The following is a 20,409-nucleotide window of genomic DNA, read 5'->3' as shown; positions in this document are numbered from 1 at the left end:
AAGGTGCCCTTCGGGATGAGCGAGAACGCCGGACTATCGGCGTCGTTGAAATTGTTCCAGGCCGACATGCGGACTCCGAGTTAATGAAAGGAAGGTGGGTTAGGCGCCGCCGCTTCGGGCGCGCCGAGCTTGCGCATGAGCTGTCCGAGGTTTGGGGGCTCGACCATGTCGAGCCGGCCAGAGCGGTCCTTGGCGGGAAACCCCCAGGGATTGCCGGTCTGGCACACAAACGCGCGGTACGGTTCGCCATCGGCCGGTTTGATCTCGGCCAGCGTGATCACTTCATCGACGATGCCGGGAAGTTCCAAACCGGTCTTGGAGCCGTCGATCTGCAGCTCGTAGTAACGACGGTTGAACTCGTCGGTGCGCTCATCAAGGATGCCGACGAACCAGATGTGCTTAGTGCGGGTGTGTTGGATGTGGGTCAGCCACGCGACCATCTCCTGGCCGAGCAGCCCGTACGCGCCGCGGACATCGGGCTTGTTGTTTTTCTCCGAGAACGCTTGCGGCTGTCCCTTGCACCATTGGAAGCACAGGCGACCGGCGACGGTGATCGAGTCGATGAAGACGGTGCGGTACTTCGCCAGCTCGGCCGCATCGCCGTAGCGCTCGGTGGCGCTCTCGTAGTGCCACTGACTAAACGACTGACCTTCGCGCAGCGCCGGGTTCGGGCCGCCGAGCAGGACGGCGATGTCGCGGCAGTCCTCCCATGTCCGTGGGCGCAAGCTATCGCCAGGCCAGCTCTTGACCGCCAGGTCGCCGGCCTCGATATCCACGAACAGGGTCGTCGCCGGGTCCAGCGTCCACAGCTGGAACGTCTTGCCCAGGCCCCAACTACCGACGAGCACACCTTTGACGCCGCGGACCTCGGCCAGACGCTGATCGGCGGTGATGATCGGCAACGGCATCAGCGGCCCCCCGGACGTTTCGGCGGCGAGGTGCGGGCGGGTGTCCGATGCCGGGTAATGCAACTAGAAATTGTGATGATGGTCACGCTGCACCCACCGGCAACGACAGTCGGAATGTGGGCTTGCCGATCTTCAAGGTGCGGGCGGCGTCGAACGGCGAGCGCATCGAAGCGGGCCACGCGCTGTACTTCGATTCGCTGATGCGGTAACTGACCTCCACGAATTCGGTCGGGTCTTCGCCCGCGGCGCGAATGCGCTCCACGATGCGCGCGAGCTTGGTTTGGTCCCACTCGATTTTCTTCGGCAGCTCGACGCTGACGCGAATCGCGCCATCGGCGAACGTCACCGAGCCGGTGTCCTTGCCGGCCGCGATGCGCGCAGATGCGGCGGTGCGGCTATAGCGAAGATCGAGCGCGCGATCGACAAGCTCGGCGTTCGCCTTCGCAGTCGCGAGACCATCGGCCGCCTGCTTCTTGAGATCGAACAGCACCTCGGGCGGGTAGTCCGCCAACTCCGATGCCGGCCGCGAAATACAGTGCTCCAGCAGCATCATGCGTTCGCCTCGACGCTGCTCGCGCGCGGTGCCATGGCGGTATCAGTACCGCGTTCGAAGCGCTCGACGTCGTCCAGACGATAGCGAACGCTGCGCGCGACCTTGACCGAACGCGGACCGATGCCCTCGCTGCGCCAGCGCTTGACCGTACGTGCGGCAACGCGCCAGCGCTCGGCGAGTTCCTCGGTGGATAGATGGGGAATGCTCACTGTCGCGACTCCTGTTCGTGCGACGACACGGTGTGTGTCGTGGCGAATAGCGTCGCGCAAAGCTGGCTAGAACCGAAAGATAGAAATGGCTAGATCCGAGGCTAGACAGTGGCTAGCAATGGCTAGACTTTTGCTGGCGTTCACGCTCAAGCAAAACGCGCAATTAACAGATCTGTGTTTTTGCTTGCCATTTGCACGAAGTCGCCGCCGTGATATTGCGCACGCAATGAACGGCGCGATAATCTTCATTCAAAGAAAGACGCCACCTGAAGTGGCTCTGCAGGACCTCCCCCAATGAACGGATTCGTCAGCACCCTCGTACCTGCGCGCCGACTGCGCGCCCCCTTCTGTTCCGCTTTCCAACCGCCGTATGCCGTCATAGCGGGCTGTGGCCAGATCAAACACCCCGATCACCGGCGATATCACGACCTAGGTCGATGACGGCACCGCCGGTCTATTGATCCGCCTGTAGTTTTTTGACGTGCCGGCGACGGCGCGAACGGTGCCTTGTACCCGCGATCAAACGCGGTCGGGAAGCTTTGCTGTGCTTAAGAGATACCTGAACTGGTTCGATAACGAACCGGCCGACGAACTGTTGTCTGCGACGGGCAGTTCACTGCAGCCCAAGCTGGTCGCGTTGGGTGCGATGTACCCGGCGAAACGCGCAATCCGCAGCCTGTGCGTAACGTGCGGGCTCATGGCGGTGCGCCAGATGCAGGAGTACGACGACCATGCGTTGGTCTGCGTGGCGTGCGGCGGCCGGGTCGAGGTGTGGCCAGCGGATATGAAAATGCGGGTGCGCCATGTGTGGTTGCCGGGCGAACTGGCGAAGCGGTTGTCCGATACCGTGCCGGTCGTTCTAATGCCCAACCGTCTGTGGCGCTTGGCGCAGGTGTCGATCCGACAGCAGAGCGTGACGGTCTATTTGCTGCGATGCACGGCAAGTCCGCACATGGAGCCGGTCATCGCCGCGCTGGAACGCGATTTGGCAGGGCGACAGGTCGTTCTTACAACGAAGGAAGAGTTCCCTGTCGAGCTGAGCGATGGGCAGCGCTTGATGATCCCGCTGTCGCGCGTGGCCAGACTGGAAGCCGAAGGTCTGGAATTCGACTATGAAACGTTCGCGAACACGGTGGTTCCCGTAGACGCGCTTGCAGTGGCCGCCGGTCGCCAGCGCCGCTGGTTCAAGCTCAGTCCTGATGGCTCCCGACTTCGTTTGCAAGATCAAGAGTTGGTGCTGCACCGCAAGCAGTGTCGCTTTGTCTTGGCGATCGCCGAAGCCCACGACATGGGTGAGGAGCGGCCGAAGCAAAGCTGGGTGCTCGATCGGTCCGGGCACAGCCGCGAGAACACCAGCCTGAAACAGATCTGCCGTCGTCCCGAAATTGCACGCTTCATCGATTGGAGCCAGGGCGAGGTGGCGATTCGCAAAGTAGCACTGCCCCACGACTATAACGACGCCGAGACCGCGAAATGATTCCTAGCCAAGAACAAACCCGACAGATCGAGGGCCGGGTCAGTGCCATCGCCTCCTTGATCGCCGAATCGATGCGTCGGAAGGCAGCGCAATCGTCTCCAATGTTTTCGGTCTCTCGTGCGGTTGTACTTGATAAGACGGGCCAACCGAGGGTGTATGCCAACACCTTGGAGAGCCGTGGAGGCTGATGTGGATGATCAGGGCAATACCCAGAGCACGCTGGCCGCGCAGGTCGCTGCCTTGCCGCACCTGTCGTGGGGCGAGCTTAAGCAGAAGTGGATGGATCTGTTTGGCGAACCACCCGGCGTGAACAATCGGCGCTATGCAATTCGTCGGCTGGCACACCGCCTACAAGAGGATGCGTACCGCGCCGCCCACGACCCGCTGTTGGACAGCAATACCCAGCGGCTCAAGCGATTGGTGGAAACCGGCAAGGTGACCCGGCGGGCGAGTGCGCCGGCCCCGGTGGTCGGCACGGTGCTGACGCGCGAATACAACGGACGGCTGCATCGGGTGACCGTGCGTGCCGGCGGCGAATTTGACTATGAAGGTCGGCGATTCGGCAGCTTGTCGAAGATCGCCAGGGAAATTACCGGAACCCGTTGGTCGGGGCCGGCGTTCTTCGGACTGCGCGCGAGCGCTGAGAAAGGAAAGAAAGCATGAGCATCATCAATGACGCGTTGCGTATCGCGATCTATTGCCAGTCGGCGCAGACCGACGCCGACTACATCGCCTATCAACGCGAAGGCGTTCGTAAGGTGATCGACCGTTGCACGAGTGGAGAGGTCGAGGTTGAGCACTACAGCGACGACGGGCTGGACGTAGATCGTGACGCGCGGCCCGGGTTCCAACGACTTCTGGCCGATGCGGCCGGCGGCACGATTGATTGCATCGCCGTCACCGGGTGGAACCGCTTGGCCGCCTCGGAACTCGGCGTTCAGATGCTGGCCCGCTTCTTCCGCAAGCACGGGGTGCTGGTGGTCGAATGCCGCTTGCGCGAAGGCCTCGTCGTGAGGCTCGCCGCATGAGCGCTTCTAGCCCGCGATCACCGCGCACGCAATTCCTCAGTACGTGCCCACCCGGCCAACCCAACATCGCTAACGGAGCCCAACATGCGTGAGATGAAAGATATGCGATTCGCGGTGTACTGCTACACACCGAATCAAGATACCGAGGAACTCGTCTTTCAGCGAAAACTAGCGGAAAAGGCGATGGCGCAAATGGGCGCCAGCCAATCTGCGACATTGTTCGTCGACCAGGGACACCACTGCGATCGATGGGACCGGCCGGAGCTGCAACGTCTACTGCATGCAGTTCAGCAAGAACACTTCGACTGTGTCGTAATCAGCGAATGGTCTGAACTAGTGGCTTCCACTGCAGATGCGCATAGGTTACTGGCGGTCTTCGACCCCGACCACGTTGTGGCTATAAATGCATGTGTTGGGACCGCGATGCTGGTGGGTTCAGACCAATGGCGATAACGACCACAGATGTAAAACGATTGAGGTGCGCCGTCTACGCTCGAAAATCGAACGAAGAAGGGTTGGAGCGCGAGTACAACTCCGTCGAGGCCCAGCGCGATGCCGGTGCGAGCTACATTGCCGCGCGCCGCAGTGATGGCTGGATTCCAGTGTCCGATGACTACGACGAGCTTGCAGTGTCCGCTCGCGACATGAACCGGCCCGTACTCCAACGATTGCTTGCCGACATCCGCAACGGCGTCATCGATGTGGTTGTGGTCTACCGACTCGACCGCTTGACCCGATCGATGCGTGACTTCCCCGTTCTGATCGATCTGTTCGATCAGCATAAGGTGTCGTTAGTGTCGATCACGGAGAACTTCAACACCAAGGACGCGGTCGGTCGAATGACCTTGAACATGATGATGACGTTCGCGCAGTTCGAGCGTGAACTGGCCGTGGATCGCGTGCGAGACAAGATGGTGGCGAGCAAAAAAAAGGGATTGTGGATGCACGGCATCCCGCCCTTGGGCTATGACATCAAAGACCGACGTTTGGCGGTCAACCATCTGGAAGCCGCGCAGGTCCGCTTCATCTTTCAGCGTCTAATCGAAACGCAGTCCATTCAAGCCGTGGTAACGGACGCGAATGGCATGGGCTACATGAGCAAGGCGTGGACCACCCGCCAAGGCCGTGTGCGCGACCAGCAGCGGCACGACAAGAGCACGATTCACAAGATCCTGCACAACCGCACCTACTTGGGTGAGCTGAAACATTGCGATCAGTACTTCACTCAATGCCATCCCCCGATCATCGATACGGCGGTATGGGACAAGGTGCAAGCGATTCTGGCGAGCAATGCGACGGTCCGAGGCAACGCGAGCAGGACCAAGGTGCCGTTCTTGCTGAAGGGACTGATTGAGGGGCCGGACCGGCGGGCGATGACGCCCTGCCATACGACCAAACGCAACGGGCGCATGTACCGCTATTACCTGAGTACCGCGTACATCCACGAAGGGGCCTCGGCGTCTACGTTCCCCCGGCTTCCAGCGGCTGAGTTGGAAGGCATCGTGGTGAAGTACGTGCGCCAGATGCTCAACACCCCGGAACTGCTGGCCGCCATCGTGCCCAAAGCCGTCGAGGCAATGCCCGGCGCCGACGAGGCGCGGATCGTGTTGGCCCTGCGCCAGTTCGATCAAGTCTGGGATACGCTGTTCCCGACTGAACAACATCGGTTGGTTCGGTTGCTGGTGGAGAAGATCGTGGTTCGACCGGACGCGATGGAGATTCGGTTCCATCCCAACGGGGTGGTATCGCTGGCCGACGAGTTCGCACGGCAGGAGATCGCCGCATGAAGGCGTCGGTAAATGTCACCGGGGCGGCGAGCATCGTCCAAACCAGCGATGGCGCGCTGACCGTGATCGTGCCGCTGAGTATCAGCCGCCGCGCCGGCCGCAGGCGCTACGGGCAGGCCACGAACAGCGATGCGGCTTCCTCGGCCCTGCAACTGACCTCGTTGCAACGCGCCCTCGCCAAAGGTGTCCGCTGGCGCTCCATGCTGGAACGGGGCGAGATGTCTTCGATGAAGGAAATCGCAGAAACCGAGTCCACCGACAACAGCTATGTCGGTCGGATCATCAACCTCACCTTGCTCGCGCCTGAGATCGTCGCGGGCATCCTGGACGACACCATTCCCGACGTGCAGATCGACCGCTTGGGCATCAGCCCGCCGTTGCTGTGGTCGGACCAGCGCCGCTTAGTGGGTCTCACGAATCATCCGTAACATCACCACGACAGGAAGTTCCATCATGGCAAACGTTGCCGTTGTTACCAAAGAGCAAATCGTCCGCATCTCCCGTAGGGAAGCCAAGAAGATCATCGAACCCATGAAGGCGCAGCTCGTTGTGCTGCGTAAGACCGTGGTGGCGCTGAAGAACGAGCGGGTCACGCTGAGGCGAGAAGTGGCCAGCGTATCGAAAGGAACGGTGCGCTCGGCTCGGCCGCGCCTGCACGCCAAGCCTGACGAGACCGTTAGGGAAAAGCCTAAAGCGAATTTTCGCTACACCGCTGCACGGGTGAGCGCGCTGCGGGAGCGATTGGAGCTGAGTCGCCGGGAAATGGGCCTACTTTTGGGCTCAAGCACGAATGCGATTTATACCTGGGAGGCCGATCAAGCACGGCCCCGCGAAGCGTTTCTGGCGAAGTTGGCGATCCTCAATGGACTGTCCAAGAGCGGTGCGCGTCAATTACTGGACGAGCACGCCGCCCGAGCTGAGTAACTGAGTGAAGTCATCACTGCGGCGTCCTGATCTTCACAGATCCGGCGCCGCTTACTACGCGTGGGCCACCGTCGCGGCCGGTGCGACCCAACGCTCCTAGTCTGGCGCCATGAGAACAGACCTTGAGCACGTTCCGTTACCCAGCGGCTTCCATTGGGAGGCGTTGGGTGCGCCCGCTGCCCGTCACGTCGTTGCCGTCACGGACGCGCGTCCGGACGTGTGGCTGGCTTCGATTACCGCCAACGCGCGAGGCTGCACGGCGGTGATCCGCCGGCACATGGCCAGGGGGAGCCAGATCGACCGGCCGTTCCAGACGTCGGCCGCCGCCGCCGGGTGGGTCGCCCGCTGGCTGGATCGCCAGGGCCGCCTTATCCGCGCTGAACTGGGAGAGGGTAGAAGTGAATGAGCCTTTGTTGGCCTAGCGCTTCAGCGGTCCACTTACGGACGCAGCCTTCCCTTTCTCCTTTCCTGACGCCCGGCTTTCCACCGGTTACGCCCGCCCCTCCAAGCTCCGGGTGAGTTGCGATACAGTTCGCCCCATCGCCGATGGGGGCACGGAGCGCGTTATGGGATTTGACATCACCTATCACCTGATCGGTGTGGACGAGGTGCAAGGCCTTTATTTCGACAGCCTGGGAGATCCGCTCGCGCCGCGCCGCCTGGAACGTCTATTCGGCTTAGAACCCGACGAGGTTGCTGCATTGACGCAGGCGTTGGCGGTTGCCGCTACGTTGCCTCAAGGGACGCCGTTCAATAAAGGCGACGGCTACTGCATGGCCATGTTGGCCGGGTTCTTGCGCAAGTTTTGGTATCTGCGCGGAGGGGCATTCTCATTCGTATTAGAGGATCATCCCGAATACGAACGCTATGTGGTGAACTGGTTGGAAGTGCTGCCGGCAAAGTTGGTCAGTGCTGACTTCATCGGCGTAATCACACAGAACTATTGCAGTGGTGTGCTATTCGGGCCCGCTCAGCTTCAGCAGCTTCGCCACGATCTCGCCGTAGACGACGGGCTGCGTGGGGCGATGGAGGAGACGTTCGGGGAGACGTTACCCGTGTTTTTGCAGGCCGTGGACTATGCGCTGGATCAGGGCTTGGGTCTGATGGAGGCCAGCGATCTGTATTGTCCGCACCCGTTCCAGCCTGCGGCGACGCGCACGTTATTGCCAGCGAGAAACTGCATGCTGGACGGCGTCAAGTTATACATGCGCACCGCCGCAGAGCAGCTTGAAGAAATCGAAGCATTGAAATCTTCTTGAAGTCGTTCCGATGCTCAAACTAGAGGGTGATTCAGATCCGAAGATCACCATCAAAAAAGTGAGCAAAAGGGGGGAAGGGTCTTTACCCACCAGCGCCCATGCCGATGCGTCTACTGAGGGTCCTTATCAATTGACAGATAACGAATGCTGCCTTGGCTGGACAGCTCAGGAATGCATTGCCAAATAAACGTCGGGGCACCGGCCTCTATTTGAGATTGCTCTAGCCACTCTGGGTTAACCGACTCGATCAAGCGGCGTTGCCAGCGATGCGGCCAAGCCCGGATCTGTGCTGCGCGCTCGCATGCATCTGCATGGGTCTGGGTTCGTTCAAACCAGACCAAGCAAAAGGGGGACAGGTTGCGATCGCCGCTACGCCATACTCTTCTTATATGCGTTTCGCGAAACTCTCTCACGACCTCGTCAAGCTCTCCACCTACTCCGACTACATAGGGCCCACGCCGCTGGTCTGCGAGCAGGTAGACCATGTGCGGTCCGTTGGTCGTATTCATCCGCTGCTCCGGTTACCGTGACGGTCCACGACTCGGGTCATCCGGATTACGTTGCGATGCCTCCTGGGCCAACTGCTGCTCGCGTTGCTGATTGACCGCCTGCGTCTCGCGCAGCGTGTCCTGCATCGCGGGCGGCGGCTCGGAGAGCGATGCCGCGCCATAAAAGCCGGGTGTGGTTGAGCCGACCCATAGCTTGCCGTTAGCGACGCCCACCTGCGCGATGCTATCTGCATCGTGGATTTTGTCGCGCTTGGCCGAGAGCATCGCCGCCGCCACGGTTTCATCTGAGACGTGGCCGGGGGCCGCCGCGCGAATCTTCGCGAACATGGCTTGGTCAGCAGGAGACATGCGTGCCAGATCCTGTGCGTCCATTGCCGGCGCTGGCGTCGCCTTGTCGCGGACCGGCGCATAGTTCGGTTCGCGCTCCTTCAACCGATCTTCATTGGGTGCAGCCGCAGGCTCGACTCGATGGTTAGTCTCGATCAGACGCGATTCGGCCAGTGGGGAAGTCAACGATGTCATAGCGGCTTCGACAGCGCGCTCGTCGCTTACCACGGTCGCCAGGTCGGCGGGTTTCATAGCCTTATCGGCTTGGGGGGCCTCAATGGCAGTCTTGTCGGCCTTCTGCGATTCGATCTTCGCCTGCTGCGCAACTGCGAGCGCGTGGACCGTCTCGGGGTCAACGCTCCCCGTCTCCGCCAGACCATGGTCGCGTTGTAGCTGGCGTACGGCCTGCTCGGTTGCGGCGTCGAACTGACCGTTCCGCTGTAGGGGTGCGTCGTCTGTTCCACCGTAGCCGACCCGCTGCAAGCGGTACTGCAACATCTCGACGTCATCACCTCGGTCGCCGTAGCGCAAGGTTCCATCATCCGGCGCAGGCTCGGCTTCCGCCGCTACAGGTGTGACTTGAGGGACTGGCTGGGGCGGCGTCTGTGTCGGCGAGTCCGGCGTTAGCGTGGCCTCGGCTGCCACCAGCGCGACGTGAGGTGCGGGTTGGTGAGGCGCGGTCGTCGGCGCGTCTGGCGCGGGCTGTGACGCAGGCGCCTGCAGCTCCGGCGGCTTCGCGACGACTACGTCAGGTTTAACTGGCTCGGCCGGCGCTACGGCGATCGGTGCGGGCTCGGCCGGCTTAGGTGCCGGGGGTAACCCCGGCTCGGCCACGGTTCGAACGTTCTCCGCTTCCCGAAGGGGCGGGGTGGTCGCAGCAGCAAGTGGAGCCGCAGTAGCTGTCTGCTGCGCGCCGTCGAGTGTTCCGGTCGGCGTCCGCCCTGCTTCTGAAGGGTTTTGCTCCGGTTGCTTATCCTGCGGTTTCTCCGCGACAGGTTCCGCGACCGTAACCTTGGCTATGACGGGTGAAGGCGCATCCACTTGGCGCGATGCTTCGGGCTTGAGTGTTGATCGCGGGCGATCAGCGTCAACGGGGGTCGTGACGATGTCGGGGATACCATCCGTTGCATCGGCCACGGCTTGGCGGGCGGTGGCCTGCACGTCATCGCGTTGAAGGCCCAAGCGGTTCGCCTCGCGAACGACCTGTTCCAAGGCGGCCTGCTGTTGCGGAGACAGGTTCGCGATGCGCAGTTCCGGCGGCTCCGGTGTTGTGGGAGGTGGCGACCGCAAGTCGAGCATCGCCAGCTGCACTTCCAACGGGCTCGTGGTGGCCTGAACCCGATTCGCGCCATCCGCATCACGGCCGATATGTTCGATCGGACTGTCGATATCGAATTTTCCGCTCGCCGTATTGAGCCTCAGGTGCAGCGAGGTCGTCAGCGGGTTGATGCCATGCTCTTGTTGGGTTCGCCTGACCGCCTCCAGCGCCGCTTCCAACTGCTCGGCGCTGGGCTCGACCTTATGGTCTCTGAGGGTCTTCATCAGATCCTTGCGCTCGATGTCCTCCAAGGTTGGCGGCTGCCGAGGCGGAATAGCGGCGACTTGTTCCTGATGCTGCGTCAACTGCGGTTGCAGTGCCGCACGCGTGCTGTCCAGTTCCTGACGAAGGTTTCCGGCGGCTACCACGGACTCGCCATTGCGCTGCCATTGCCCTTCGGCCGTACGCTGATACAGCTTGCCATCCGACGCGATCAGCGAATCGTCTTGAAGCGCGGTTTGGATGGAGGGCGGTACCACGCCGAACCGTTCCCAGCCTTCGCTACGGTGAACCAGTTGGAAACGAGCCGCCATCGGCGCAGGTCCGTTGGCGATGTTCTCTTGGATCACCTGTTGCGATGCGCGATCCAACTCGGCGGCGCGCTCGGCGCTGGCTCGCTCGGGTCGGATCATCGGTACGCCGGGCTGCTCAAAGCCCTCGACTACCTTTCGGTCCCAAGTGCCAGTTTGCGGGTTGCGTTCCCAATCCGCGCGGCGTTGGCTCACCGAATCGTTGTCCGACGCCGGCTGCGAGTACGGATTTTTTGGCGACTGCAATTTTCCGATCGCTAGTTCCGTGGCCGAAATACTTGCGCGGTAATTCAGCTCGTCCGCTTTTTCCGGATCGGCAGAAAAGTCCTGCTTTACCGGTTCGTTCTTGCCATCATCGATCAGGTCGCCCATATCCTTCCGGACCCATTGCAGCCCGTTGGAGTGCCATATGACGCCCTGAGTGTCCTTCTGAATGAAGGTTTTGTAGCTGTCCGCCACCGTGGCGACATGCTCGCCCACATGCGCGCCAGCCACGGCCGCGCCACCAATTACGATGAAGCCAATCACGCCAGGTCCAGTCGATGCCGCCGTGGCGACCAATCCAGCCGACGCGCCACCTATCCAGCCGCCCGTGCCGCGCGCGGCGTAATGCGTCAATTCCGACTGTGCGGCCAGCGGATTGTCTTGCGCGAGCAAGGTGTCGACGCGAGAACCACTCTGTACTGCGTCGTAGGCGCTGGCGGCGACGCCCAGACCTACAGCAGCGCCTATTCGTCTGATGGAAGCCGATTGCGCAGCCTCCCTCGCACCTGCGCTCTGTGCTAGCTGCGCTTGCCAGTCAGTAATGTGCCGCTGCCCTGCAAGCGCGTACTCGGTCGGAGGGTTCATGGTTTCAGCCAAAGGCCGGGTGACCGCCGTAAACCCCGGCACCTTGCCTTCGATCTGCGTTCCGATGAAATAGGCGCGGCTATCCAACTGGATCGCGCCGCCATCTATCCGCTGCGGCATGCCGACGTCGTCCACCACGACGCGCAATCGACCCACGTTTTCGCGTGCCCGTGCAACGATCATTTCGAACGCGGCTTGCTCCCCGTGAGTAGATTGACGTGCCACGAGCACGTCGCGCGGAATCTCCTCCACGGTGGTAACGCTTTTATTGGCTAGAACATGCGGAACCTCAATCGCACCGAAGACGCGATTAGGCTGCGCATCGCTGACGATGGCGCGGACTTCGCCGATCGTCTTATCCGCAAAGCGCGCAGAGGCATCCGCCCAGGGACCCTCAGTGGGATGATAGAGCCAGTCGCTGGCCGGGCCGCGGTACTTTCCTGTAACTAACGGCTCGGCGTCATCCAGACCGTAAGCTTTGGCTACTGCATGGTAGAAATCACGAGATTTGAATAGCCGTGCCGCTTCACTCTTATTGATGACGCGAACGTCCTCATTGGCGTCCACCATGCTGTCGATTACATCTGAAGACCACACCCCGTTTGCCGTTTGTCCGCTATAGAGAACGGTCAGTCGGCCCGGACTGTCTGCATCAACCTGTGCAGCTAAAGCACGCAACTTCTCTGGAGTTGCGTAATCGCCTGGGCTCCCACGCAGAAGCGCTATCGCTTCATTGGCTGTCAGCGCGTCCGTCATATCACGCACGCCTCATCAATTTCAAGGATGACCCGATAGCCAAGCCAATCACGTGAGTAGATGCCGAAGCTCTTGTATGCGGTCAACGCTTCTTTGAGATCCGAAAAGATCTGTGTCTGTTGTTCCTTCAAGTGCGGCGGCAAGCCGTTACTTCCGTTGAGCCACATTAGTTTCCATTGCGAACAGCCCACTCCGTCCGATTCTTCGCCGCCGGATATCAAATCAAGCCGCAGAAAGATCAAATCGCCATGCCAATACAACGTCCATGACGTCCTGTTTCGCAGCTCGGGTTCTGCCCCGCCGCCTATGGCGACATTCCTCAGGTAGATGTCCCGCTCGCGATCAATCGTCCAGTCCCGTGCTCGTGTTCCATTTGATACAAATTTGCTATCAATCTCTTCTAGCTGATACTTCGCGACTTCCTCAGCAGGAATGAATTCGTTTACAAATGGCATTTCAGGCTCCGGGTCAGCTAGATAGTCCGTGCTTGAAGGCACGGGAATGCCTTCCGCATCCAAGAATGGATGCAGCGCATCGGCAATAGGTCGGTAGCAGCGTTGGCACATAAACTGTCCATGTTGGACCCGTGTAAATGCCCTTGCCGCTAGTCCTGCGCGGTAAGGTCCTGGGGTGCCCACGAAAGGGCCCGTCCAAAGGATTCGGGTCAAGCCGAAGCGCCTACATTGGGCACTCCCGCAGTAATAGGGTAAAGCTGGGCGCAGCTTGTACCGGGTGTCGAGCCGGAGTCAAGACCGCTCGCTGGTTTCTGAGGAAGCATTCCTCCAATGGTGCGAGCGTGACGCATAGCATGTGCTACGACAGCGCTTGGAGGTCACCACGAACGCTCGTCTGAAGCAGGGCGTTCCTCAAGCACGATCGATTCGCTCGGGGTAGGGCCGCCGCCAATTCCCCTATGCGAAATGCCAGAGTGCAGCAACGATCGCACCGAGAACGCTAAGGATGATGATGGCGCCCACGACAAGGAAGAAGAGTTGGGTTAGGAACCAGCCCGTTCGCGCTATCAGATAAGTAACCGCACTGATCGCCACAAGCACCGCGCTAAAGCGCAGAGGCTTTGACCAACTGGCGCCCAGATCAAGGCCATACACTGTTAAGGCGATCACCACGGCGGATATGAAGAAGCCGACCAAGGCGTAGAAGATGGAAAACTCGGCGAAGACACCTGAAAAGACGAACAAGCCTGCCCGAGGTGGTTCATCTGCCCGCATATCCTCCTCGGAGTCGTAGTGGACTACTGTTCCGTCGAACCGCCGCTTGGAGTACCTAGTCGCCATTGATTGTTTGATCCCTCGATTGATGCCAAGAGGGAGGTTATCCGGCGCGACGCGAAGTTCACAGCCTCTGACAAGTATCTGGTCGCAGAACCACTGAAAATGTTGCGCGGCCTCACTTAGCAGTCCGATACGCAAGCATCGCTCTTTCAATGGACGTGAGTTTCGCCGCCCTTTCGAAGGCAAAACGTCAAAAAACCGGCCCTCGTAAGTGCCTGAATTTTAAGGGGCGAGCAATGGTCGGCCGACCAATGGCTTGGAGAAAAAGGCCCGGAGAGAGGCGAAAAAATCGCCAAACAGCCCCTCTGTGGATAACTCGCCGACCAATGGAAAGCGCCAAAAGCCCCGGAAATAGGGCCTTTTTCGTCGTTGCGACGAGGCGTAGAAAAGGTTGAGGCTGGGAGTTTGGTGCGCCTGGAGGGATTCGAACCCCCGACCAATGGCTTCGGAAGCCACTACTCTATCCGGCTGAGCTACAGGCGCGTTGTCGGTGCGCACGAGGGTGTCGTGCGGCCGTGCATTCTAACGGAATCCGGCGGTTTGGGTGACGTCGCGTTGCGGGCGGCCGCAAGGTCGCGGGTCGGCGGGCCGGCAATGACGGCACCAGCCCGATGGCGGAAGGCATTCGGCCCCGCGACACATACGCTTTTGAGCGACAGGCCGCCCAGGACGTCCAGTCCGCTAACCCCGCGCCAGCCAGCCGCCGCCATCACCGGGCCGCGTCCAACCCGCCCACACCCGCCAAGCACCCGACCCACCTCCAACGCAGATGCCGCGAACACCTCGCGCTAATCTATGCGCTATGGAACACGCTCATTCCCCCATGCCCGCGCCGGACTGGCGCCGGCGGCTGTCGCTTTATTGGAAGTTGACCCGCGGCGATCGGCCGATCGGCTGGCTGTTGCTGCTCTGGCCGACCTGGTGGGGGCTGTGGGTCGCGGCCGGGGGCGTGCCGCCGCTGTGGACGTGGTTCGTGTTCAGCGCCGGGGTCTGGCTGACTCGGGCGGCGGGTTGCGTGATCAACGATTACGCCGATCGCTGGCTCGATCCGCATGTCGAGCGCACCAAGCACCGGCCGCTGGCGACCGGCGAGGTGCGCGGGCGCGAGGCGCTGGCGGTGTTCGCGGTGCTGATGCTGGCGGCGTTCGGGCTGGTCCTGACCTTGAACCGGCTGACCATCGTGATGAGTTTCGTCGGCGTGGTGCTGGCGGCGAGCTATCCCTATCTCAAGCGCTACACCTATCTGCCGCAGGTCTATCTGGGCATGGCCTTCGGCTGGGGCATTCCGATGGCGTTCGCGGCGGTGCGCGGCGAGGTGCCGGCGCTGGCGTGGCTGCTGTATGCGGCCAATATCCTGTGGTCCACCGCTTACGACACCTGGTACGCCATCGTCGATCGCGAGGACGATCTGAAGATGGGCTCCAAGTCCACCGCGATCTTGTTCGGCGATCTGGATCTGGTCGCGATCGGCGTGCTGTATGCGCTCATGTTCCTCGCGCTGGGCCTGGTCGGCCAGCGCGCGGAGTTGGGGGTGTGGTACTTCGGCGGCCTGGCGGTCGCGGCGGCGCTGGTGGTGTATGAGTTCGTTATCGCCCGCCATCGCGAACGCGAGGCCTGCTTCCGCGCGTTCCTGCACAACCACTGGGTGGGGCTGACGATCTTCGCCGGCCTGGCGCTGGACTACGCCCTGCGCGCGACCTCCGCGGCGGTCTGAGGCGCTGAATCCGGCGAAACCGCGATCGCGGGCAATGACAGCGCCGCGCCGCTGGCGTGCAATGGCCGCCTTATCGGCTGCGGAGTGACTCATGCGCGTCTGGCTGCGTTCCCTGATTCCCCTGGCCGCGCTCTGTGTCGCGGCGTTGCCGGCCATCGCCGCGCCGCCGGCTTCGGCGCCCGCGCGCGAGCATTTCGCGCCGGAAGGGTGGGAGAGTTCGTATCACGATCTGCACTACTCGCCGGTGGTGAAGATCGGCGACCGCGTGATCGTCTCGGGCATTCCCGCGCTGGAAGGCGTCGACGACGAGGCCAAGGCGCGCTGGCTGTTCCAGCAACTGCAGGCGCACCTGCGCAGCGCCGGCGCCAGCATGGACGATGTGGTGGAGATGCAGAGCTTCCACGTCGCCCGCGATCACGAGGAATTCCGCCGCCGTATCGCGCCGGTGTTGAAAGTGCATCGTGAGTTCTTCAAGGACCACTATCCGGCCTGGACCGCGGTCGCGACCAGCGGCCTGTATTCGAAGGACGCCAGCTTCGAGCTGCGGGCCGAGGCGATCATCGGCTCCGGCAAGCGGGCGAAGGCGCGGATCGCGCCGGCCAAGACGCCGTAAGTCACGCAGGGCGCGCCGTGGCAGCGGCGTGTACCCTCGCCGCGGCGGCGAGTGTGCGACTAAAGTGCAAGTGGCCCGTCCGGCCCAGGCTTGGACAATCGCCCAGCCCCGTCGCAGGAATCCCGCCATGAACTCAGCCGCCTCCGCTCCCGCCGACGGCCCGCTCGCGCGCTTCGCCCTGCGCAGCGCGGCCTGGGCCGAACGATGGTTTCCCGACGCGTATGTGTTCGCCGCGCTCGGCGTGGTCATCGTCGCGGTCGCTGCGCTGGGCTTCGGCGCCACGCCCACGGCGACCGCGTCGGCATTCGGCGACGGCTACTGGAGCCTGATTCCCTTCACCATGCAAATGGCCTTCGTGGTCATCGGCGGTTACGTCGTCGCGACCGCACCGGCGGTCGCGCGGGTGATCGACGCGCTCGCCCGCGTCCCGCGCAGCGGTCGCGGCGCGATCTGCTACGTCGGCCTGATCAGCATGTTGACCTCGTTGCTGAGCTGGGGCTTTTCGCTGGTATTCGGCGGCCTGCTGGTGCGCGCGCTGGCGCGTCGCGACGACCTGGACATGGATTACCGCGCGGCCGGCGCGGCGGCGTATCTCGGCCTGGGCGCGGTATGGGCAATGGGCCTGAGTTCGTCGGCCGCGCAGTTGCAGGCCAATCCGGCGAGCATGCCGCCGGCCTTGCTGGCGATCACCGGCGTGATTCCCTTCAGCGAAACCATTTTGCTGTGGCAGTCGGTGGTGCTGACCGCGGTGTTGATCGCGGTGTCGCTGCTGATCTGCTTCGTCACCGCGCCGCGCGGCGCGTCGGTGCGGCGCGCGCGCGATTTCGACGGCGCCGAGCATTTCGCCGTCGAAGAAAAGAACGCCGCCACGTTGCCGCCGCGCAAGCGTCCGGGCGAATGGCTGGAATACAGCCCGCTGATCACGTTGCTGCTGGCGGCGATGAGTCTTGGGTGGCTCATCGTGGAGTTTTCCGGCAAACCCGTGGTCAGCGCCATCGCCAACCTCAACACGTACAACTTCGCGTTCCTGACCGCTGGCCTGCTGCTGCACTGGCGACCGCGCAGCTTCCTCAACGCGGTCGCGCGCGCGGTGCCCAGCACCACCGGCGTGTTGATCCAGTTCCCGCTCTACGGCGGCATCGCCAGCCTGCTGACCGCGGCCAAGGGCAGCGACGGCCAGACCCTGGCGCATCATCTGTCCAGCGTATTCGTGCGCGTGGCCGATACCGACACCTTTACCTTGGTCATGGGCGTTTACTCGGCGGTGCTGGGCTTCTTCGTGCCCTCCGGCGGCGGCAAATGGATCATCGAGGCGCCCTACGTGATGCAGGCCGCCAACGATCTGAAAGTGCATCTGGGCTGGGCGGTGCAGGTCTACAACGCCGCCGAGGCGCTGCCGAACCTGATCAATCCGTTCTGGATGCTGCCGCTGCTGGGCGTGCTGGGACTGAAGGCGCGCGACATCGTCGGATTCACCTTCATCCAGCTGCTAGTGCACATTCCGCTGGTGCTGGGGCTGTTGTGGTTGCTCGGCCTGACTCTGAGCTATCACCCGCCGGTCATGCCGTAAGCGCAAAACGCCGGCCGCGCAACCGGAAAAATCCTACCCCCGTTCGCGACGATGCCCGACTGCCCTGGACCGGGGCGGCGGGCGATCCTGTGCGGGTGGAGACGTCGCGTCGGGCTGCCGCGGCGGGAGCGCAACAAGGAGGTCGCGCTCCACCTCCACACTGGAACAAACCGCGGTTTTTTCCGTCGATACGCTCGCACTTCTCAGCCTGTGCGACCTGTCTGCGCGACAATGGCTCCACGCGAAAGGAAACGGATTTCCTCCGCTAATGGGGCTTGAAACGGACTTCGTCGGCTATCGGGAAAGGACTTCGGGAGACTTCAAAGGACTTCGGAATCGGACCAGGGAACATCGCGGGCGACATGCGTCCTCGTCGGCCAAGCGCTCGCGATGAAGGTCGGTTCCGACACGGCAAGGACGCCGGTGAGTAAATCAGCAAACCCCCGCTCGATTCGATCAGGCTCGCCAGGAGGCGAGGCGTAGGGAAACCACCGCCATGGATGGCGGGCGGTCGGAATCGGGGATGCGCCCGGGATGGCGCGCGTGGCGGAAAGGATTCCGCCATCGGGCGGCGGGCGGGGCCGCGAGCGGTCTCGCCTGCGCTCGTATGCGCTTCGCGCTGCCTGCGGGGCGTGTGTACGCGGATGATGCGCGCGTGCGAGGGATTCGGCGGACGTCGTGTATCGCCGCGCCTGTCTTCGCCTGGGCAACCCAGGCGATGCTTGCGAACGCTTCGAGCCGGGCGACAGCGCCGGCGTGATCGGTCCATCGAGTCGTCCCATCGAATCGGCCCATCGATGCGCGAAAACGCATATTCGCTGGCGGGCATCACAAAACCTCCTCCATCGCGCCGGCGCATTGTGTGATCGCCGCGACGAAGCACGGCCAGCGCGTGGGTTAGCGTGCAGCCGTCGTGGGCACACCCGGGGCTGTGGCGCCGTCGTTGGCGCGGGTTCCGCGACGAAACCGTCCGCGCCGCGCGGACGCCCGTATCCCCGTGCCGTTGGGAGATCCCATGATTTCGTCCAAGCTCACGCGCGCCGCCCTACTGTGGTTGCTGGCCAGTTCCTGCGCCTACGCCGCCGTTCCCGCTCACTACGTCGTGTTCGAAATGGACGCGCAAGGCCGCGCCGAGCCGGTGTTCTACACCCAGGTGCAATTGTCCGATCCGCATCGCGACCAGCGCAGCGACCAACCGGTCGAGCGCGGCGTGGAACGCGTGGGATACCGCGTGTCGCGCAACGGCGCCAAGAACGCCGCCGTGTACGAGGCGCAGGTGCCCAACTTCATCCGCGCCGAATTCGCGCACGATCCGGATCACGGCGACGGTGCGATCGAGCTGCATCCGCTGGTGCGCGACCCGCGCCGCGCCTTCGTCGTCCGCGTGCCCATGGAGGAGGCCGATACGATCGAACTGATCGGCAACGGCAACGCCAAGTCCGCGCAGCGCATCGATCTGCGCGAACTGGCGATCCGTTCTTCGCAATTGCCGCTGGCGGCGACGATGCCGGCGCGCACGCCGTGGTCGCTGCCCGCGCCGGACGATGCGAAGGCCGGTGCCGCGAAGGCGGCCAACTCGGGCAATCGTCTCGACATCCTCGTGCTGGGCGACGGCTACACCAATGCCGAGCAGACCACCTTCGCCAATCAGGCCGCGGCGCTGAAGACGGCGATGTTCAACGTCAGCCCGTACAAGGAGTATCAGAGCTTCGTGAACTGGCAGGCCGGCTTCGTCGCCTCCGCCCAGTCCGGCGCCGATCATCCGCCGTACCAGGTCGGTTGCACCGGCACCACGTGTTGCGCCGACACCGATGCGCGCAACGATCCGCGCGCCGGGCAATTCGTCAACACCGCGCTCGATGCGACCTTCTGCACCAGCCAGATCCATCGCCTGCTGACCACGCGCTCGTCCAAGGTAATGGCGGCGGCGGCGAGCTTTCCGGATTGGGACAAGATCCTGGTGACGGTCAACGACCCGGTCTACGGCGGTGCCGGCGGTTCGTTCGCGACGATCTCCGCGCACACCAGCGCGGCCTTGATCGCGATCCACGAGTTCGGCCACAGCTTCCACGGGCTGGCCGACGAATACGAAAGCCCGTATCCCGGCTTCCCGGCGTGCAGCGATATCAGCGGCAGCGCGCTGTGCGAGCCCAACGTCACCAACCAGACCAACGCCAGCTTGGTGAAGTGGCGCAGCTGGTTCACCCCGGGTCTGCCGATTCCGACGCCCGCCGGCACCAGCGGCACCGGTTTGTTCAAGGGCGCGCGCTATCTGAGCAACGGTATGTACCGGCCGGTCGATAACACCTGCCTGATGCGCGCGCTAGGCAATACGTTCTGCCCGGTCTGCCGGCAGGAGTACGTGCGCAAGTTGTATCGCGGCGGCTTCGGGTCGCCGTCGGCGGGCATCGACCTGGTCGAGCCGGGCACCGAATCGCCGTCGCCGGCCGCGGCGGTGGCGTACGCGCGCGGTACGACCAAGCGGTTCTCGGCGACGTTGTTGCGGCCGAGCATCGGCACCGTCGCGGTGCAGTGGTACCTCGATGGCACCGCGATCGCGGGTGCGACCTCGGCGACCTACGATTTCCGCCAGGATGCGGCCACGCCGGCGACACGCACGTTGGAATTGCGCGTCACCGACAAGACCGCGTTCGTGAGCGCGGCGATGGCCGGTGGGCTGTTGCAGCATTCGCGCAGTTGGTCGATCCGGGTCAACGCGGCGCGGGTGCAGCCGGCGCAGGCGCTGGCGGGGTCGCCGTAGCGTTGGGGCGAGGCGGTCGCGGCTT

At 62.8% G+C, this 20,409-nt stretch carries 18 protein-coding genes and 1 tRNA gene; 12 read left to right on the top strand and 7 right to left on the bottom strand.

Annotated features, from left to right (window positions below):
• Positions 1-80: 80 nt before the first annotated feature.
• From J7J50_RS01790 to J7J50_RS01780, 3 genes are read right to left on the bottom strand one after another with little or no spacing between them, the layout of a single operon-like run.
• The gene (locus J7J50_RS01790) at positions 81-971 is read right to left on the bottom strand and encodes an ATP-binding protein (RefSeq protein ID WP_251044279.1); all 891 of its coding nucleotides are present in this window, start codon (positions 969-971) and stop codon (positions 81-83) included.
• Between the two features lie 19 nt (positions 972-990).
• Complete coding sequence (locus J7J50_RS01785) at positions 991-1,461, bottom strand: hypothetical protein (protein ID WP_215063293.1); 471 nt, start codon at positions 1,459-1,461, stop codon at positions 991-993.
• Positions 1,458-1,670, bottom strand: coding sequence for a helix-turn-helix domain-containing protein (locus tag J7J50_RS01780; protein ID WP_215063297.1), 213 nt, complete (start codon positions 1,668-1,670; stop codon positions 1,458-1,460). The genes J7J50_RS01785 and J7J50_RS01780 overlap by 4 nt, the downstream gene beginning before the upstream one ends.
• 544 nt (positions 1,671-2,214) lie before the next feature.
• On the opposite strand from J7J50_RS01780, the gene J7J50_RS01775 reads away from it, so the two are divergent.
• The 8 genes from J7J50_RS01775 to J7J50_RS01740 all read left to right on the top strand — a co-directional run bounded on the left by J7J50_RS01775 (position 2,215) and on the right by J7J50_RS01740 (position 8,145).
• Positions 2,215-3,147 (top strand): hypothetical protein, encoded by a 933-nt coding sequence (locus J7J50_RS01775; protein WP_215063298.1) that lies wholly within the window; start codon positions 2,215-2,217, stop codon positions 3,145-3,147.
• Positions 3,148-3,324: 177 nt separating this feature from the next.
• Positions 3,325-3,810: a DUF2924 domain-containing protein gene (locus J7J50_RS01770; protein WP_343222417.1), complete on the top strand. Its 486-nt coding sequence runs from the start codon at positions 3,325-3,327 to the stop codon at positions 3,808-3,810.
• Positions 3,807-4,175 carry a recombinase family protein gene (locus J7J50_RS01765; protein ID WP_215063300.1) on the top strand — a complete coding sequence of 123 codons (369 nt, stop codon included), beginning with the start codon at positions 3,807-3,809 and terminating at the stop codon, positions 4,173-4,175. Before J7J50_RS01770 ends, J7J50_RS01765 begins: the two co-directional genes overlap by 4 nt.
• Positions 4,176-4,259: 84 nt before the next feature.
• Positions 4,260-4,628 (top strand): recombinase family protein, encoded by a 369-nt coding sequence (locus J7J50_RS01760; protein WP_215063302.1) that lies wholly within the window; start codon positions 4,260-4,262, stop codon positions 4,626-4,628.
• Positions 4,583-5,962, top strand: coding sequence for a recombinase family protein (locus tag J7J50_RS01755; protein WP_343222416.1), 1,380 nt, complete (start codon positions 4,583-4,585; stop codon positions 5,960-5,962). Before J7J50_RS01760 ends, J7J50_RS01755 begins: the two co-directional genes overlap by 46 nt.
• Positions 5,959-6,390: a LacI family transcriptional regulator gene (locus J7J50_RS01750; protein ID WP_215063307.1), complete on the top strand. Its 432-nt coding sequence runs from the start codon at positions 5,959-5,961 to the stop codon at positions 6,388-6,390. Before J7J50_RS01755 ends, J7J50_RS01750 begins: the two co-directional genes overlap by 4 nt.
• Before the next feature lie 25 nt (positions 6,391-6,415).
• A complete protein-coding gene (locus tag J7J50_RS01745; RefSeq protein ID WP_215063309.1) occupies positions 6,416-6,886 on the top strand; it encodes a hypothetical protein in 471 nt (156 codons plus the stop codon).
• A 566-nt stretch (positions 6,887-7,452) separates the two neighbouring features.
• Positions 7,453-8,145: a hypothetical protein gene (locus J7J50_RS01740; protein ID WP_215063311.1), complete on the top strand. Its 693-nt coding sequence runs from the start codon at positions 7,453-7,455 to the stop codon at positions 8,143-8,145.
• A gap of 521 nt (positions 8,146-8,666) precedes the next feature.
• Here J7J50_RS01740 and J7J50_RS01735 read toward each other — a convergent pair.
• The 4 genes from J7J50_RS01735 to J7J50_RS01720 all read right to left on the bottom strand — a co-directional run bounded on the left by J7J50_RS01735 (position 8,667) and on the right by J7J50_RS01720 (position 14,209).
• The gene (locus J7J50_RS01735) at positions 8,667-12,434 is read right to left on the bottom strand and encodes a peptidoglycan-binding domain-containing protein (protein WP_215063313.1); all 3,768 of its coding nucleotides are present in this window, start codon (positions 12,432-12,434) and stop codon (positions 8,667-8,669) included.
• Positions 12,431-13,000: a hypothetical protein gene (locus J7J50_RS01730; RefSeq protein ID WP_251044275.1), complete on the bottom strand. Its 570-nt coding sequence runs from the start codon at positions 12,998-13,000 to the stop codon at positions 12,431-12,433. Before J7J50_RS01730 ends, J7J50_RS01735 begins: the two co-directional genes overlap by 4 nt.
• Positions 13,001-13,345: 345 nt before the next feature.
• Entirely contained in the window at positions 13,346-13,864 is a 519-nt protein-coding gene (locus J7J50_RS01725) for a hypothetical protein (RefSeq protein WP_215063314.1), read from the bottom strand.
• 268 nt (positions 13,865-14,132) lie between these two features.
• Positions 14,133-14,209, bottom strand: a tRNA-Arg gene (locus J7J50_RS01720).
• 340 nt (positions 14,210-14,549) lie between these two features.
• Here J7J50_RS01720 and ubiA point away from each other — a divergent pair.
• The 4 genes from ubiA to J7J50_RS01700 all read left to right on the top strand — a co-directional run bounded on the left by ubiA (position 14,550) and on the right by J7J50_RS01700 (position 20,384).
• Positions 14,550-15,440 carry a 4-hydroxybenzoate octaprenyltransferase gene (ubiA, locus tag J7J50_RS01715; protein ID WP_251044273.1) on the top strand — a complete coding sequence of 297 codons (891 nt, stop codon included), beginning with the start codon at positions 14,550-14,552 and terminating at the stop codon, positions 15,438-15,440.
• Between the two features lie 91 nt (positions 15,441-15,531).
• Positions 15,532-16,053 (top strand): Rid family hydrolase, encoded by a 522-nt coding sequence (locus J7J50_RS01710; RefSeq protein ID WP_215063316.1) that lies wholly within the window; start codon positions 15,532-15,534, stop codon positions 16,051-16,053.
• Between the two features lie 127 nt (positions 16,054-16,180).
• A complete protein-coding gene (locus J7J50_RS01705) occupies positions 16,181-17,623 on the top strand; it encodes a TIGR00366 family protein (RefSeq protein ID WP_215063317.1) in 1,443 nt (480 codons plus the stop codon).
• Positions 17,624-18,638: 1,015 nt separating this feature from the next.
• A complete protein-coding gene (locus tag J7J50_RS01700) occupies positions 18,639-20,384 on the top strand; it encodes a M64 family metallopeptidase (RefSeq protein WP_215063320.1) in 1,746 nt (581 codons plus the stop codon).
• The last annotated feature ends 25 nt before the right edge of the window (positions 20,385-20,409 follow it).

It is taken from the genome of Lysobacter sp. ISL-50, assembly GCF_018612875.1.
Classification (GTDB): Bacteria; Pseudomonadota; Gammaproteobacteria; order Xanthomonadales; family Xanthomonadaceae; genus Lysobacter.
The sequence above is the reverse complement of the archived record's forward strand: the minus strand, read 5'-3'. Positions and strand labels throughout refer to the sequence as shown.